Source organism: Chloroflexus sp., assembly GCF_034431535.1.
Lineage (GTDB): Bacteria > Chloroflexota > Chloroflexia > Chloroflexales > Chloroflexaceae > Chloroflexus.
The window spans coordinates 136,409-152,141 of record NZ_DAOUDC010000027.1 but is presented as its reverse complement, the minus strand read 5'-3'; the positions used below and the strand labels follow the sequence as shown (position 1 = coordinate 152,141).

At 60.4% G+C, this 15,733-nt stretch carries 14 protein-coding genes; 8 read left to right on the top strand and 6 right to left on the bottom strand.

What is annotated here, in order from left to right; genetic code table 11:
- The first annotated feature begins 3 nt into the window (after window positions 1-3).
- The 5 genes from U9R61_RS07375 to U9R61_RS07355 all read left to right on the top strand — a co-directional run bounded on the left by U9R61_RS07375 (window position 4) and on the right by U9R61_RS07355 (window position 7,735).
- The gene (locus U9R61_RS07375) at window positions 4-1,293 is read left to right on the top strand and encodes an ArgE/DapE family deacylase (RefSeq protein ID WP_322488170.1); all 1,290 of its coding nucleotides are present in this window, start codon (window positions 4-6) and stop codon (window positions 1,291-1,293) included.
- Window positions 1,294-1,297: 4 nt separating this feature from the next.
- The gene (locus U9R61_RS07370) at window positions 1,298-3,016 is read left to right on the top strand and encodes a formate--tetrahydrofolate ligase (RefSeq protein ID WP_322488169.1); all 1,719 of its coding nucleotides are present in this window, start codon (window positions 1,298-1,300) and stop codon (window positions 3,014-3,016) included.
- 110 nt (window positions 3,017-3,126) lie between these two features.
- Window positions 3,127-3,636: a hypothetical protein gene (locus U9R61_RS07365; RefSeq protein ID WP_322488168.1), complete on the top strand. Its 510-nt coding sequence runs from the start codon at window positions 3,127-3,129 to the stop codon at window positions 3,634-3,636.
- A gap of 270 nt (window positions 3,637-3,906) precedes the next feature.
- The gene (locus U9R61_RS07360) at window positions 3,907-6,951 is read left to right on the top strand and encodes a S8 family serine peptidase (RefSeq protein ID WP_322488167.1); all 3,045 of its coding nucleotides are present in this window, start codon (window positions 3,907-3,909) and stop codon (window positions 6,949-6,951) included.
- A gap of 76 nt (window positions 6,952-7,027) precedes the next feature.
- A complete protein-coding gene (locus U9R61_RS07355; protein WP_322488166.1) occupies window positions 7,028-7,735 on the top strand; it encodes a hypothetical protein in 708 nt (235 codons plus the stop codon).
- A 125-nt stretch (window positions 7,736-7,860) separates the two neighbouring features.
- Here U9R61_RS07355 and U9R61_RS07350 read toward each other — a convergent pair whose 3' ends face one another.
- From U9R61_RS07350 to dnaN, 3 genes are all read right to left on the bottom strand, one after another.
- A complete protein-coding gene (locus tag U9R61_RS07350; RefSeq protein ID WP_322488165.1) occupies window positions 7,861-9,897 on the bottom strand; it encodes a hypothetical protein in 2,037 nt (678 codons plus the stop codon).
- Window positions 9,898-9,966: 69 nt separating this feature from the next.
- Complete coding sequence (locus U9R61_RS07345; RefSeq protein ID WP_322488164.1) at window positions 9,967-10,656, bottom strand: response regulator transcription factor; 690 nt, start codon at window positions 10,654-10,656, stop codon at window positions 9,967-9,969.
- A 36-nt stretch (window positions 10,657-10,692) separates the two neighbouring features.
- Window positions 10,693-11,829: a DNA polymerase III subunit beta gene (dnaN, locus tag U9R61_RS07340; protein WP_322488163.1), complete on the bottom strand. Its 1,137-nt coding sequence runs from the start codon at window positions 11,827-11,829 to the stop codon at window positions 10,693-10,695.
- Between the two features lie 256 nt (window positions 11,830-12,085).
- Here dnaN and U9R61_RS07335 point away from each other — a divergent pair, with 256 nt between their 5' ends.
- From U9R61_RS07335 to U9R61_RS07325, 3 genes are all read left to right on the top strand, one after another.
- Window positions 12,086-12,910, top strand: coding sequence for a 6-carboxytetrahydropterin synthase (locus U9R61_RS07335; RefSeq protein WP_322488162.1), 825 nt, complete (start codon window positions 12,086-12,088; stop codon window positions 12,908-12,910).
- A gap of 74 nt (window positions 12,911-12,984) precedes the next feature.
- Window positions 12,985-13,665, top strand: coding sequence for a GTP cyclohydrolase I FolE (gene folE / locus U9R61_RS07330; RefSeq protein WP_322488161.1), 681 nt, complete (start codon window positions 12,985-12,987; stop codon window positions 13,663-13,665).
- A 275-nt stretch (window positions 13,666-13,940) separates the two neighbouring features.
- The gene (locus U9R61_RS07325) at window positions 13,941-14,636 is read left to right on the top strand and encodes an SDR family NAD(P)-dependent oxidoreductase (protein WP_322488160.1); all 696 of its coding nucleotides are present in this window, start codon (window positions 13,941-13,943) and stop codon (window positions 14,634-14,636) included.
- A gap of 91 nt (window positions 14,637-14,727) precedes the next feature.
- On the opposite strand, the gene U9R61_RS07320 is transcribed toward U9R61_RS07325, so the two are convergent.
- The 3 genes from U9R61_RS07320 to U9R61_RS07310 form a co-directional block, all read right to left on the bottom strand.
- Complete coding sequence (locus U9R61_RS07320) at window positions 14,728-15,135, bottom strand: hypothetical protein (RefSeq protein WP_322488159.1); 408 nt, start codon at window positions 15,133-15,135, stop codon at window positions 14,728-14,730.
- 206 nt (window positions 15,136-15,341) lie between these two features.
- Window positions 15,342-15,554: a hypothetical protein gene (locus tag U9R61_RS07315; protein ID WP_322488158.1), complete on the bottom strand. Its 213-nt coding sequence runs from the start codon at window positions 15,552-15,554 to the stop codon at window positions 15,342-15,344.
- Between the two features lie 5 nt (window positions 15,555-15,559).
- The gene (locus U9R61_RS07310) at window positions 15,560-15,712 is read right to left on the bottom strand and encodes a hypothetical protein (protein ID WP_322488157.1); all 153 of its coding nucleotides are present in this window, start codon (window positions 15,710-15,712) and stop codon (window positions 15,560-15,562) included.
- Between the last annotated feature and the right edge of the window lie 21 nt (window positions 15,713-15,733).

Below are 15,733 nucleotides of genomic sequence, written 5' to 3'. Positions count from 1 at the left end.
AGTATGCACGACCTCAATCCAACCGAGCAACGAGTGCTCGCTGCCATCGACGACGCTGGCTTGCTAGAGGCGCTAGCTGCGCTAGTCAGCATCCCTAGCCTTGACGGCACTGCCGCCGAAAACGAGGCGCAGGAATACGTTGCTGCACTGCTGGCTGAACAAGGAATGGCTGTCGATCGCTGGGAGATCGATTTGCCGCAGTTGTACGCACATCCCGCCTGTAGTTGGGAAGTGCCGCGCGAGCGAGCATTGGGGGTGGTGGGAACGCTTGGCGCTGACCGCGGCGGGCACAGCCTGATCTTCAACGGCCACGTTGATGTGGTGCCAGCCGGTGACCGCCGCCACTGGCGCAGCGACCCATGGCAAGCGACCATCCTTGATGGAAGGGTGTATGGGCGCGGCGCGCTGGATATGAAAGGCGGCTTGTGCTGCACGATCTTTGCCGCGCGCGCAATCGCCGCCGCCGGGGTGCGCCTGCGCGGACGGTTGCTGATCCAGAGTGTGATCGGCGAAGAAGACGGCGGCTTGGGCACCTTGGCAACCATTGTGCGCGGCCATACCGCCGATGCTGCGATCGTCGCCGAACCGACCGCACTCAAAGTCGCGCCTGCCCAAGCCGGCGCGCACAACTTCCGCCTGACCGTCTACGGCGCGGCGGCCCACGGCTGCATGCGCGAAGAGGGAGTGAGCGCGATCGAGAAACTCGCTCCGCTCCACCAAGCCATCCTTGATCTCGAACGCCGCCGCAACGAACGCCTGCGCGCCGCTGACCCCAGCGGTCTGTTCGCCCGCTACCGCACTCCCAACGCCATCTGCATCGGGATCGTGCGGGCCGGCGCGTGGGCCTCTTCCGAAGCCGAGCAACTCGTGGCCGAAGGTCGCTACGGGATTGGAGTCGGCGAAGAATCCGCCGCCGCACGCGCCGAACTTGAGCAGGCGATCGCCGCTGCCGCCGCCCAAGACCCGTGGCTGCGCGATCACCCGCCCACGTTGGAATGGTGGGGCGGGCGGTTTGATCCGGCCAGCACCCCGCTTGACGCACCGATTGTGCAGACCTCAGCCGGCTGCGATCAGGCTGTGCGCAGTGCATCGCCCACTTTTGAAGGCATGACCTACGGCGCCGATATGCGGCTGCTGGTGAATGTCGCCGGCATCCCCACCGTCTTGTACGGGCCGGGTGATGTGCATGACGCGCACCGGCCCAACGAATCGGTCGCTCTTGCCGATCTGCAAGCCGCAACCCGCGTTTTTACCCTCACTGCGCTCCGTTTTTGCGGTTACGACGAGGAATAACCCGATGAAAACCAGTCTCCAAATCGCTGCCGAAGCCCGGCTCGAACCGATCGGCGTCATCGCTGAGCGGCTCGGTTTGCCCGCGGAGTATCTCGAACCGTATGGCCGCTACCGCGGCAAGATTGATCTCGCCTTTCTCGATGACTACACCGATCGCCCGCGTGGCCGCTACATTCTGGTCAGCGCGATCACCCCGACCCCGCTCGGCGAAGGCAAAACGACCACCTCGATCGGGTTGGCGATGGCGCTCAACCGGATCGGCAAGCGGGCTGCCGTCACCCTGCGCCAATCGTCGCTCGGGCCGGTGTTCGGCATCAAAGGCGGCGGGGCCGGCGGCGGCTACAGCCAGATCGTGCCGTTGGCCGAAAGCATTTTGCACCTCAACGGCGACATTCACGCTGTCTCGCAAGCCCACAACCAACTAGCGGCGCTGGTAGACAACAGTTGGTACCACGGCAATCCGCTCGACATCGACCCCGACCGGATCGAGATCCGGCGAGTGGTTGATGTCAACGACCGCTTCTTGCGGCAGGTGACGATTGGGCTTGGCGGCAAGCAAAACGGTATCCCGCGCCAGACCGGCTTCGACATTAGTGTCGCTAGCGAACTGCTGGCAATACTGGCAATGGTGAACGGCGCAGGAGCGAAAGCGGCGCTGCGTGACCTGCGCGCGCGCATTGGCCGCATGGTGGTGGCCTTCAGCCGCGACGGCACAGCGGTCACGGCTGAAGATGTGAAAGGGGCAGGAGCGGCGACCGTGCTGATGCACGAGGCACTCAAGCCCAACCTCATGCAAACCATCGAAAATACCCCGGCACTCATCCATGCCGGCCCCTTCGCTAACATCGCACAGGGCAATTCATCGATCTTGGCCGATCTAGTCGCGCTGCGCTGCGCCGAGTATGTTGTCACCGAAGCCGGGTTTGGGGCCGACATCGGAGCCGAAAAGTTCTTCCATCTCAAATGCCGGGCCAGCGGTCTCTGGCCAGATGCTGCGGTTGTTGTCACCACTATTCGCGCCCTCAAGGCTCACAGCGGCAAGTACGAGATTGTGGCTGGCAAGCCATTGCCGGAAGCGTTGCTGCAAGAAAACCCCGACGACGTGTTGGCCAGCGGGGATAACTTGCGCCGCCAGATCGCCAATATCACCCAGTTTGGCGTACCGGTGATCGTAGCCCTCAATGCCTACCCCGAAGACACCCCGGCGGAGATCGAAGCGGTGGCCCAGATTGCGGCTGCCGCCGGCGCTGCCGGTATGGCGGTGAGCAACGTCTACGCCGAAGGCGGGGCCGGCGGCATCGAACTGGCTCGGCTGGTGGCGCAAGTTGCCGAACGGCCCGGCCCTCGTGAGCCGAAATTCCTCTACCCACTGGAGATGCCCTTGGTCGAGAAGATTGACCTGATCGCCCGCCGCATCTACGGCGCTGCCGGCGTCGAGCTGAGCGAGACCGCTGCCACGCAACTACATACCTTTGAGGCTGCTGGGTTTGGCACACTTCCCATTTGTATGGTCAAGACCCATCTCAGTCTCAGCCATGACCCCAAGCTGCACGGCGCGCCGGAAGGCTTCATCTTCCCCATCCGCGAAGTCCGGATCAGCGCCGGGGCCGGATTCATCTTGCCCATCGCCGGAACAACCGTAACCATGCCGGGATTGGGCGCGCATCCGGCGGCTCACCAGATCGATATTGACGAAGACGGGAACATCGTCGGATTGTTTTAACGCCGCCTCCGTGCCCGTCACCAATGTAACGGGCACGGTACCAAGATGGTAATACGCGCACAATACTATATAAGAAGCGTCGCAACCAACCTTCATCACCAACAGCGCTTATGATCATTTCACATCCGTGCCGTACTGCCATCTCACGCCACGAACAATTCCAGCTCGCCCAACAAGCGCTGCGCCAGCACGACCGCGGCGTCGGTTTGCTAGCGCTCGGCGCTAGTCTTATCGTTAGCGCAATCGGAGCGGTGATCTGGTTGCAACCGCTCATCGCTCCCATCCCGGCCAGCATCGCGATCAACCTGATTGCGATTGGCACTGGCGCAGCTTGCCTGATCGCCGGCTGGCACCGCTACAGCTTTCATCGCCAACTACGAGCCGCGACCACCATTACCGACGCCCCGATCATCGATTGCTGGATCGAAAACGCTTTTGAGGGCGAGCCGGGGGTGATCGCATGGGAGTTGGTCGTCAGCCAGCCTGATGGCAAAGAGGTGCGGTTGCGGCAAGCGCAATTGATCGATCCGTCATTGGTTGCGCGATGGCAGCATGCCGCGACCATACCGGTGCGCTATGTGCCGGTGAATCCTGCGGTAGCGATCTTGGCAATCGAGTAGCAAATGCGTGCGGGACAGGCGCTTCCGAATATCCCACACCACTCAGATCGCAGGCGGAAGTGAGCGAGAAGATGCCGGCGGCCCGAATATCATGCACCATACGGTTCACAAGCGATAGCTGCGCTGTCGCACGCCGCAAGAGATCACGGTTGCTGTGCGTTCATCAGAGCCGGTGTAATGACAAAACTGAAACGCTGGCAAGATAGCGCGTATGCTATGATGTACCTGCCACTGTTGCCGATCACTTTATCATAATCATCATCACAGCCTATGAAGCACCGATTGCTGCTGATCCCGTTGATCATTGCTAGCCTCGCCAGCCTACTGGCGCTTGCTCCCGCCGCACCGGTACGCGCCGACCCGGCTACTCTCAGCGCCATCCCTACTAGCCTTGCTGCTACGGTTGAGCTCGGCAGCACCGTCACCCTCAACCTCACCATCACCAACACCAGCAGCACTCCGATCACGCCGCTGCTCTACACTGGTCTCCCACCGTCCAGCGCACCAGCAGCGCGGATGGCGCCGCCATCGCTCCCGGTGCCACTGCCGCAACAGACCGAGCGAATCGATCCCGACCTGCAAACCGAATTGGCGAGCGGCCCTACCCAGTTTCTCGTCTTTTTCGCCGACCGGCCTGATCTCGGCGAAGCATTGCTGATGCGTGACTGGGAAGCGCGCGGCGAGTATGTCTACCGCACGTTGGTCGAGCACGCCGAACGCAGCCAACACACGGTACGCGCCATGCTCGACGCCGCTGGCGTACCCTACAAACCGCTCTGGATTGTGAATGCATTGTTGGTCGAAGGCAATGCCGCGCTGGCCAATGCCCTCGCCACCCACGCCGACGTGGCGATGCTCACTGCCGACCACGAGTTGCAGATGAGTGAACCGGCGACAACCGCCACCGTCTCGTGCAACGCGACCGCGAACAACGTTTGCTGGAACATTGCCAAAGTCAACGCCGACCGGGTGTGGCGCGAATTCGGCGTCACCGGGACTGGAATTACGGTGGCGAATATTGACAGCGGCGTCGTCTACACTCACACTGCCTTAATCAACCAATACCGCGGCAATCTCGGCGGCGGCAGCTTTGACCACAACTACAACTGGTTCGATCCGGTCGGGAACAACCCAGAACCGGTTGATTCAGGTATTCATGGTACCCATGTCATGGGTACGATGGTAGCTAACCCACCCGGCCAGCCAGCAATGGGCATGGCGCCGGGAGCGAAGTGGATTGCAGCACGGGCATGCAACAGCATTAGTTGTAACGATAGCAATATTATCGCAGCAGCGCAGTGGATGCTGGCCCCTACTGATCTTAACGGCAACAATCCTCGCCCAAGCATGCGGCCGCATATCCTCAACAACTCATGGTCGTTCGATAGCGGCGGCAACCCGATCTACGCCGGCTACACGGCAGCCTGGCAGGCAGCAGGGATTTTTACTGTTTTTGCGGCTGGGAACATCCTTGGCAGTGGTAATAACACCGGCTGCAGCTCAATTGCCTCACCCGGTGATTACCCCGATGTGACCACGGTTGGCGCAACCGATCAAGATGATTTGATTACTAATTTCAGCCGGATCGGACCAACAACCGATAACCGGATCAAGCCCGATCTAGTGGCACCGGGGGCCGGAGTTCTATCAACGACCGGTATTAATAGCTATAGCTCGTTATCTGGCACCTCGATGGCCGCGCCGCATGTTGCTGGCGCAGTAGCGCTGCTATGGTCGGCAAACCCGCAGTTGATCGGCGATTACGCAGCAACCTATGCTATCCTCACCGACAATACGCTGCCGATCACCAGCGACTCACGGTATATGGGTTCTGCCCATACTGCCTGCCGGCCAACGACCGTTCCCAACAACATCTACGGCTACGGCAGGCTTGATGCTTTTGCAGCGGTGGCTGCAACGCAGGTGCAGGTGCCGTGGCTGGTCTTGCCTGCTACAGCGCCGGCCAGCCTTGCTAGCAACGGTACGCAAACGATCTCAATCACGCTTGACGCACGGAAAGTAGCCGGGCCGGGCATCTACACGGCGCGGGTGTTGATCTACGCGAACAATCTGACCGATCCGCCGCTGGCGATCCCGGTGACGATGACGGTACCGGAGCGACCAACCCACGCCACCATTACCGGCACGATCATCGATAGCGAGAGCGACCAACCATTGCGCGGCACGGTGACAATTACTAATGGCGCCACCGTCACTAGCAACGCGACCGGTGCCTACACCCTCGTCGTACCCGGCGGCGTGGCTCAGACGCTCTCGGCAGCCGCTAGTAATTTCGTCACCCAAACCCAGAGCATGACACCAGCTCCCGGCAGCATAGTCACGCTCGACTTCGCGCTTGACCCGCTGCAACCTACATTGACCGTCTTGCAAGACCTCGTTACTGCCACTGTTGACTTTAACCAGACAGTGGACGTAGCGATGCCATTGCGTAACGACGGCAACAGCCCGCTCAGCTACACCCTCCGCATCGACAGCGAACCGTACGGCGTCTGGCGCAGCGACGAGCCAGATGGTCCAACCGGCGGCTGGATCGACCCGCCATTTGACCGCGAGATTCTGAACCTAGCCGATGACGAGAGCAGTGACGCACTCGATCTAGGCTTTGACTTCCCCTTCGGTAATAGCTATTATCGCCACATCTATGTTAGCACCAACGGGATCATCGCGTTTGCGCCATTTACGCCACCCACGAACTATTTTAGCCCCTCGTGCATGCCTCTGAATGAAACCGGCGCACCGGCCATAACACCGCTCCACGTTGATTTTGACAGTAGCGCCAGCGGCGAGATCAGCTTTGCCCGTATCAGCGCCGGTGCGCTGATTACGTGGGATGATGTGCCGTTGTACAACACGAGCCGCCGGCTCAGCGTGCAGGCGCTATTGCAACCTAACGGGCGTATTCGCTTCCATTACCGCGATGTGACGAGCCTCATCAGCGGCGACAGCGGCACAATTGGCTTGCAACTCAACGGCGCTGTGCAGACGGTTGGATGCTCGTTTGACATACATCCACCTCTTAACTTGAGCAATGGTCTCGTGATCGAGCTGCGACCGCAAATCAATCCGCAGTCATGGCTCAGTGTGGCGAGCAGCGAGAGCACGACGGTCGCTGCTGGCGCCACCAGCAATGCGCAACTTACGGCGCGCTGGATCGGCCCAATCTACCAGACCCAGCAGGCGCGGGTGCGGATTATCAGCAACGATCCACGCAAACCGGTCACAACCGCCCGTGTCCAGCTCAACGAAGGCGTATCGGCGCCGTATCAAGTGATCATCGTGATGGTCTATCGCTAACGATGCAACGTTTTGGTGGTGGCGTTCGTCTGTTCTACTACCAACATACTTTGGCAGAGAGGACACTATCATCTGTATGGAACACCACCGCAACGATGTCTTTGCGCCGATCGACATTGATCATGTCATGGAACGGGTTGCCGGCGGCAACGAGACTGAAGTCTATCGCAGCGACGATCACCGTTTCGTCGTCAAACTCAAAGGCGAACTAGGCAGCCGTGACACCGCAGCGATGCTGGCTGACGCCCGCCGGATGCAACAGGCGGCCCGGCGGTTTGCTGCTTGCCTTGGCTCGCGCCACGCTATCCCAACCTATGTCGTGCTCAGCCGCGATAGCGAAGGGTTCGTGCATACGTTAGCAATCCAACCGTATCTCGCTAACGCGCGCGTCTTGGCTAGCATTGACTGGCGGACAATTGATGCAGCCCAGCGCCGGCAGATCGGGCACGACCTCCGCCACATCATTGTCCGCGCTGTCGGATGCTTGTTCCGCACCGGCCATCTGCCCGACCTGTATGGCCGGGTCAGTGCCAGCGCCGCCGAACGCCAGCGCCGCAAACAGTTGCGCTATTTACCTGAACGGATCTGGAGCTTTCTCGTCAAGCGCACTATCCTGCATTCACAGAACCTGATGCTGACCGCCGAGCAACCACCGCGCCTCGTCCTGATCGATTATGACGAGGTGCGGCGGAGCCAGCTCTACCGGGCGATCTATTTTTTGACGAGGCTGATCTTGTTTGGGCGCGACCTGATCGTCATCTGGCAGCGATTGGAACACGGATAAGGCCGAGCAGCCCCGGTTACTTTACTAGCGCTGCTCTGCCAATGGTCACAACACGCTCTGGTCACGAGCCATAAGACACGGTTTTGGTGGCTTTTGCGTCTTTTCGCGGCTATTTTCAACAATTATCACCGCACCTCGCGCACGCCCCGGGCCAGATCGAGCAGCGCCGCCCGCCCACCATTGCCCAGATCCCAGACCCACAGCGTGGTAGGTGAGCGCTGGTTCTGAGCCTGCGGGCCGCGCAGCCCGGCGCCGGCTTGCTCAACCGCAGCATAGACCAGTTGTTGCTTGCGCACCGTCGCCGGGCCAATTCCACCCAAACTCTGGCCAGTCGCCAACAACTCGCTGCGCTGCAAGCCGCGCCAACGGTAGAGCTGGTAATCTTGCAACAGATCGCTCGCGCACAATGTAGTAAGGTAGAGCAAACGTCCTTCGTTATCCCAACCGAGCGGGCGGGTCCAGAATGGCCCTTCACGCAACGGCTGCGGCGGCAACGCTTCTGGCGTGGCCGTCGGAATGGCTGTAGCCGTTGGCGTTGCAGTAGGCGGCTGCGGCGTCACCGTACCGGTTGGCGTAGCCGTCGGAGTGTCGGTAGGGATCGCGGTAGGCAGGCGCGTTGGCGTGGCCGTGGGCAGCGGCAACATCACTCGTTGCTCACCGATCCGCTCAACCAACTGACCAGCGCTATCAAGGACAAGCAGGTCAGCGCCGGGGTCATCGGCGCGCAGCGCCTCGACGGCGACATACTCACCAGATGGGCTAGCAATCAGCGCACCAAACCCGCGGTAGCGCACGATCAACCGGGCATCGGTCAACAGATCGGCGCCCACATCGCGCACTTCACCGCTCGGCAAGCGCAGGAAGAGCGAGCTACGGCCATCAGGCGCATCGGCGCGATAGATCAAGCGGTTACCGCTCAACCACTGCGGTGCAAACCGGCTCCACTCATCGAGCGCCGTCTCAACCCGCACCGGCTCGCCACCGGCAACCGGCACCGTGTAAACCGTCCACTGGGTTGGGATGGTGCCGGTCTCATCTACGGCAAATGCCACCGTGGCCCCATCGGGGCTAAAGACCGGATCGGCGCAACTGACGCCGACTTGTGCCAGCGGACGAGCCTCGCCGCCGGCTAGCGGCAACAGCCAGAGGGTGGAGGGAACCGCCAGCGTCGCGTCTGCCGGATCAAGCCCCGGCTCGGCGCGGCAGAAGGCAAGATAATCACCGCGCGGGCTTACCGCCAGATACGTCTCGGTTTCAGTGGAATTGGTCAAGTTGACCGCACCGGCCAGCCGGGGTTGCATCCCTTCGCCGGCAGATGCCACACCCGGATCAAGCCGCCAAATATCGCCATCAAAGAGGACATAGAGCGACTCAAGCGCAAGAGGTGGCGCTCCCTCCGGCACACGCAGCGTATCACTCGCAACGCCAAAGGTCGCCGAACGAGCCACTGCCACCGATAACCGGTTCGACGCCAGCGTCACCCGAAACGGAACCGGTTCAGCCAGTGGCAACAGAATCGTCGCGCCGGTATCGGCCTGTGGATCAACCAGCACTAGCGCCTGCGAGAGAGTCCGAGTGCCGGTAAAGGTGATCGTCTGGGCCGTAGCCGAGGCAGCAAACCGATCATCGCGAATCCAGCCGGACAGATCGATCTGTAAAGCATACGGCGTGTTGAGGGCCGCAGTCGCGGGCACAATCCGAGCATCGGCCAAAGCGAGACAACCGACCGCAGCCCCGATTGGCGGTGAATTCGGGCTCAGCTCAAAGAGGAGATCAAGCTGTTCAAAGGCAGGATTCCCACTCGCCCGCACCTCTTGCAATGCTGCCGAGAATCGGCTGGCCGGCAAACCGACCACTTGCGTACAGTAGCTAAACCCGTCCAGCGCCGGATTGGGGGTCGGCGTTGGCGGTAACGGGGTTGCTGTTGGTTTCGCCGTGGCAGTTGGCGTCGGCGACGGGCCAAAGGTCGGCGTCGCGGTTGGCGTCGCGGTCGCCGTCGCGGTAGCGGTTGCCGTTGCCGTAGGCGACGGCGTGCCGGCCACAATTGTCTCAATATTCGAGATCCGCTCCTCCTCGCCAACAGGAAACAGATCACATCCGGCCAATAGAACGCCCAGCAACACCAGCAACAGGTACGGGCGGGCAAAACGGAAACGCCTCACAAACGTCTCCTGTGTTGCACCCGGCGAATCACCGGATACAACGCTGACACCGAAACCCAGCATCGGGTCTTACGAGCCATTCGGCAGCACGACTTTGATCCAGCCGCGCCGCATGGCATAGACGACCGCTTGCGTGCGATCATTGACAGCTAGTTTTCGCAGGATCGACGAAATATGGTTCTTGACCGTCTGATTGCTAATATCGAGCAGGGTAGCAATCTCACGATTAGTGCGGCCAGCGGCTACTAGCTCGAGCACTTCAAGCTCGCGCGCCGACAGCGGCGAGAAGACAGTCTGCGTATCATCATCGCCAACCATCTGACGAAAAGCCTCGAGCACCGTTGCCGCCACTTCCGGCGATGACAACACCAGATCATTAATCGGATACTCGCCGCGCCGCACTTGCCGCAGCGCCTCAAGCAGTTCGGCAAATTTAATACTCGGCGGGATAAATGCTGAGACACCGGCTCGAATTGCTTTCACGACGGAAGAACCATCATTCACCGGCCCAAACAAGATCACAGCAATGTGAGGGTGACTCCGCTTGATCGCGCGCGCTACTTCCAGCCCATGGACACCGGGCAGATCGATATCCATCAACACAAGATCAGGATCGACTTGATCAACCATTTGGATCGCCTGTTGGCCATTGCCGGCTTCGCCCACCACCTTAAAATCAGGCGTGGCCGACAGCGCAAGGCGCAAACCGTCGCGAAACATCGATACGGTATGCACAATGATCAGCGTCGTCACACTCACAGCCAACTCCTCGACCACTGAAGCGGAATGCCACCGCTACCGCATACTCATCGGCATCACAATATGAATGTAGCCATCTTGGCCCACCGGCTTAAACACCGCCGGACTTTGCGAACTCTGCATCTCGAAAGCGATCTGGTTCGAGCCGACCGCAGCAATCGCATCGGCCAAAAACTTCACATTGAGCGCGATCACGCCGCCTTCACCAGTCACGCTCCCATCAAGCTCACTCGTATTATCGCCCAATTCGGCAGAATTGGCGCTCAGAATGACCCGGCCCGGCCCAACCTCACCGGCTGGCTCGATCTTGAGCTTCACCACGTTCTGGCTGGCGCCGGCAAAGAATGACGCCAACTTCACCGCTTTAGACAATTCATTACTGTCAAGCACCATGCGCGTCAAATACTGCTGCGGGATAATCCGCTCAAAATCAGGAAACCTTCCCTCTATTAAACGTGACACTACCTCAATATTTTCGGTATGAAACAGCACATGGCTGCCACCCGGCATATAGACCATCGCGACCGCAGCTTCGGTATCGCCGATAATGCGGGCCAGTTCGGCGAGGGTGCGCGCCGGGATGAGACAGTCAACCGCGTGAGCCACCGGCTCGGCCGCATGGATCGTGCGCATCGCTAAGCGGAAGCCATCGGCAGCGACCAGCGTGATCTGTTGGTCACGGGTGCGCACCAGCACGCCGGTCAAAATTGGGCGCGACTCATCAGAGGCAGCGGCAAACGCCACCTGCTCAATCGCCTCGCGCCATACTTCCGCCGGCAAACTCACCAACGGCGCGCGCGCGCTCACTGCCGGCAATGACGGAAACTCGTCCGCATCAACTCCTTTGATATTGCTCACAAAGCGCCCGCATTCGACACGCAGCGTTTGCGTCTTCACATCAAGCGTCAACGTCACTTTATCGTTTGGCAGACCGCCCACCACGTCCGCCAACAACTTCGCCGGCACCGCCACCGCGCCGTCTTGCAACACATGCGCGCCAATCCAGCGGTTAATGCCCACCTCTAGATTGGTGGCAGTCAATTTCAAACGGCCTTCATCGGTTGAAAGCAAAACATTCGCCAGCACCGGCAAGGTCGAGCTTTTACCTGCGACGGCATGGCTCACCGCGGCCAGACCGCGCCTGAGATCATCCTGCATGCATGTGAGCTTCATCATCGCTCCTTAGAAGAGACAAACACAACCGCGGCGCTCACGCGCCGCCCACATCCGGGTGTGGCGCATTATAGCATATCGCGTTCGCTTATGGCAGCGCAAGCCATGATCGACCACCAGTGCTGTGCAAAGGTTGTGCGTTTTCACAAGAAACACCTTGACTTTTTTCAGAGCCGTGGTACCGTTCTATAGGGAAGAGATTTTAGACCGCGATGGTTGACGTAGCGATGGTCAACAGACAGAAGGGATGCTTCGTATGGTGATTGCGACACGCCGCTTTGAATTTTCGGCCGCTCACCGGTATTGGCGCGATGATTGGAACGCCGCTGAGAATGAGCGGGTATTTGGGCCGTATACCAGCCCGTATGGTCACGGGCACAACTATACTCTCGATGTCAGCATCACTGGCCAGCTCGACGAGCGCACCGGCATGGTGATGAATATGACCGAGCTGAAAGCGATTGTGAATGAGGTGCTAGAGGAGTTTGATCATAAGCATCTCAATTTCGATACGCCGTATTTTCGCGATCAGGTGCCGACGACTGAAAATTTCGTCCGGGTGCTCTGGCGGCTGATTGCCGCTCGCTTGCCGGCCCATGCCCGGTTGGCGCATCTGCGCCTCTACGAACAGCCCGATTTGTGGGCCGATTATGATGGGGTGGGTGAGACGCAATTCTCGCGCTTGTACACGTTCGCCTCCGCTCACCGGCTCCACGCGCCGGCGCTCAACGACGCCGAGAACCGCGAGATCTACGGCAAGTGCAACAATCCCAACGGTCACGGCCATAACTATATGCTGGAAGTGACCGTGCAAGGCGAGATTGATCCGGCCACCGGCATGCTGGCTGATATGGCATGGCTCGATCAGACGGTGCATTCGGTGATCGATCCGCTGCACCTGCACCACCTCGACAACGAGATCGCCGCGTTCGCCGACCGGCCATCAACCGCCGAGAACATTATCGTCTATCTCTGGAACGAACTCGCGCCGCGCCTTGAAGGCCGGCTTGCGCTGCTGCGGCTGTGGGAAACGCGCAAGAATATCTTCAGCTATGCCGGCCCGGTTTCGGTTCCCGCCTGATCGTCCGCTCGTCTCGTTTTCGCCTGCCAGCGCGAGCGTCGCGCTGCATACCTCTGTAACGGAGATTAGTTTTTATGTCAAGCAACGGTAATGGTTATCATCCCATCCACGATCACGATATTGACGAAGAGCACTACGATAGCCTGATCATTCCGGGTCGCGGCAAGATCGAGGGGATGTCGTTCAATTCAGACCCGCACATCGAAGAGGCGGTGCGCACGATCCTCGGCGCGATCGGTGAAATTCCCGACCGCGAGGGTTTGCAGAAGACGCCGTCGCGGGTGGCGAAGATGTACGCCGAATTGACCGCCGGCTACCATATCGACCCGCAGGCGCTGATCAACGACGCAGTCTTCAGCGTCGCCTACGATGAGATGGTGCTGGTGACGAATATCGATTACTATAGCCTGTGCGAGCACCACATGCTGCCGTTCTTTGGTCAAGTTCATGTCGCCTACATTCCAAGCGGCAAAGTGGTGGGGCTGAGCAAAATTCCGCGCATTGTCGAGATGTTTGCCCGCCGCTTGCAAGTGCAAGAGCGGATGACGGTGCAGATTGCCGATTTCATTAACGAGACGCTTGAGCCGGCTGGCGTGGCCGTCGTGGCCGAGGGCGTCCATATGTGCGGGGTGATGCGCGGCGTAAAGAAGGCGAATGCCCGCATGGTCACTTCGGCAATGCGTGGCGCGTTCCGCGAAGACCCCAAGACGCGGGCCGAGTTTATGGCGCACATTGACCGCAACCGGCAAGAGTGATAATACAGGCGCGAAGGGAGCAGAGGATCAAACGCAAAGGCGCAAAGAGCGCAGAGGGGATTAACTATTGTCGAGTTTTGCCTGACTCGTCCTTTCATCTGTGCGCATGGCGCGTTCCAGCGCCTCCACCGAGCGGGGGAAGGTTGGAAGGGGGGGTCGAACGAGCGGAACCCTTCGCTGACAAGCTACCGTGATCGAAGTGTTGCGTCTTTGCGTTAGAATCTTGGCGTCGCTGCTTTTGAACATTGCGTCTGTGGGTGATGAAGAATATCACTATGCGATCAATCTTGATTACCGGCGCGTCACGCGGGATCGGCGCCGCCACCGCGCTGGCGCTGGCTCAACCCAACACCCGGCTAACCCTCGCCGCGCGCAGCCGCGCGGCGCTTGAGGCGGTGGCGGCGCAAGCTGCCGCTGCCGGCGCAGAATGCGTCGTAACGCCGTGCGATGTCACCGATCCTGAGCAGGTCGCCGCAACCGTGGCGCTCGCTGCCGACGGCGGACGGCTCGATGTGGTGTTGCATAGCGTCGGCGGCGCGCTGGTGGCGCCGCTTGAGGCGATGAGTCTCGCCGAATGGGAAGCACACCTCCGCGCGCAACTAACCAGTCTCTTTCTGGTGGCGCAGCATGCCACTACGCACATGGATCGGGGCGGTCTACTGATCAATATTGCCTCGGTCGCGGCCCGCCAAGCCTTTCCCGGTTGGTCGGCCTATGTCGCCGCCAAGCACGGCGCGCTCGGCTTTGCCGCTGCCATCCGCGAAGAGCTGCGCCCGCGCGGCATCCGGGTCTGTTCGATATTGCCCGCCGCGACCGACACTGCAATCTGGGATACCATTCCCGGCGAGTGGTCGCGGGCGAATATGCTGCAACCAAGTGATGTGGCTGCGACGATTGTGGCCATCGTGGCGTTGCCGCCTTATGTCACGGTTGAGGATGTGACGATCGGGCATGTGGCGGGGCGGTTGTAAGCGCAGTTGGTATCGCCACGAAACGACGCAAAATGTCGTGGCGTGGCGTCTTCGCGGCGCAAGCAGCAAACGCCCCAACCGCCACTGACATTTACGCTGCGCTCACGGTGGTCACATCGCGGCTCAGCGAGCGCAGCCGTCTGCGAATTTCGGCGAGGCCGTCGCTGAATTGGGCCGTCACTTCGTGTTTTCGGCGGATGGCCCCAGCGACATCACCTGCCGCTACCAAGCCATTGATGGCGTCGAAGGCGTCATTGAGTTGATCAAAGACGATGCGCAGCGTGTCGATCAACCCGGCGCGTGTTGCGATGTGTTGTTGCAGCAGCGCGTTGAGCTGGGTATGCTCAGATGGCGCGAGCGCCCCCGCCAGTTGGGTCAACGCAGTACCAGATTGAACCAGTCGCGCCGTCGTCACCGGAGCGACCTTGCCGTCATCGCCTTCGAGGTAGAGCACTGCGCCCGCCGGCGTCACCCGTCTATGGCAGAGCAAGTACGCCACATCGGCGTCGGCCCACGCTGCGGTGAGGGAGCTAACGCCGGCGATTGTGCGCCGCTGATAAACACAGTTACGGCACCTTCAGAGCGATCGAAGAGTAATTGAGCGGCGGCTATATCGGCCTGATCGATCGGATCAAGCCCAAACGCTGGCAGGTCTGGCGGAGAAGCGACGCCAAACACGACCCGCAACGGACGGCGATCGGATGGTTACGGCCCGCCCCAGCGTTGCACCGGGATAAGGTGCGCAAACGGCGTATCGCCCAGCAATGTCAGCGGTTGCCACTGAGCGCCAACCGGCGCATAGAGCCGTTCCCATGCTATCGCGGACAATGCCGCCGGCGCCGGATCCAGATCGAGCCGCACGCGCAGCAATTGCCCGCTAGCGCGCACCACTGCCAATGCTTCACCGACAAAATGCATCAGGATTAGAGAGCGCCAGCAACGCGGTTTGATCCAGCCGGACCAACCCGCGGACCATCAACAATTTCTAATTCGACGGCATACTCAGCCGGCGCTGCGCCGCCGCGCACCCGGATCAGCAATGTCTCTTGTGCGCCGCGCGCACCGGTTAATAGCACGATCTTACTCCAATTCTTGGG

What these genes read in the sequence shown, in the direction of transcription:
- U9R61_RS07375 (WP_322488170.1), top strand. Translation starts at nt 4, where the DNA reads ATGCACGACCTCAATCCAACCGAGCAACGAGTGCTCGCTGCCATCGAC.
- U9R61_RS07370 (WP_322488169.1), top strand. Translation starts at nt 1,298, where the DNA reads ATGAAAACCAGTCTCCAAATCGCTGCCGAAGCCCGGCTCGAACCGATC.
- U9R61_RS07365 (WP_322488168.1), top strand. Translation starts at nt 3,127, where the DNA reads ATGATCATTTCACATCCGTGCCGTACTGCCATCTCACGCCACGAACAA.
- U9R61_RS07360 (WP_322488167.1), top strand. Translation starts at nt 3,907, where the DNA reads ATGAAGCACCGATTGCTGCTGATCCCGTTGATCATTGCTAGCCTCGCC.
- U9R61_RS07355 (WP_322488166.1), top strand. Translation starts at nt 7,028, where the DNA reads ATGGAACACCACCGCAACGATGTCTTTGCGCCGATCGACATTGATCAT.
- dnaN (WP_322488163.1), bottom strand. Translation starts at nt 11,829, where the DNA reads ATGAAGCTCACATGCATGCAGGATGATCTCAGGCGCGGTCTGGCCGCG.
- U9R61_RS07335 (WP_322488162.1), top strand. Translation starts at nt 12,086, where the DNA reads ATGGTGATTGCGACACGCCGCTTTGAATTTTCGGCCGCTCACCGGTAT.
- folE (WP_322488161.1), top strand. Translation starts at nt 12,985, where the DNA reads ATGTCAAGCAACGGTAATGGTTATCATCCCATCCACGATCACGATATT.
- U9R61_RS07325 (WP_322488160.1), top strand. Translation starts at nt 13,941, where the DNA reads ATGCGATCAATCTTGATTACCGGCGCGTCACGCGGGATCGGCGCCGCC.
- U9R61_RS07315 (WP_322488158.1), bottom strand. Translation starts at nt 15,554, where the DNA reads ATGCATTTTGTCGGTGAAGCATTGGCAGTGGTGCGCGCTAGCGGGCAA.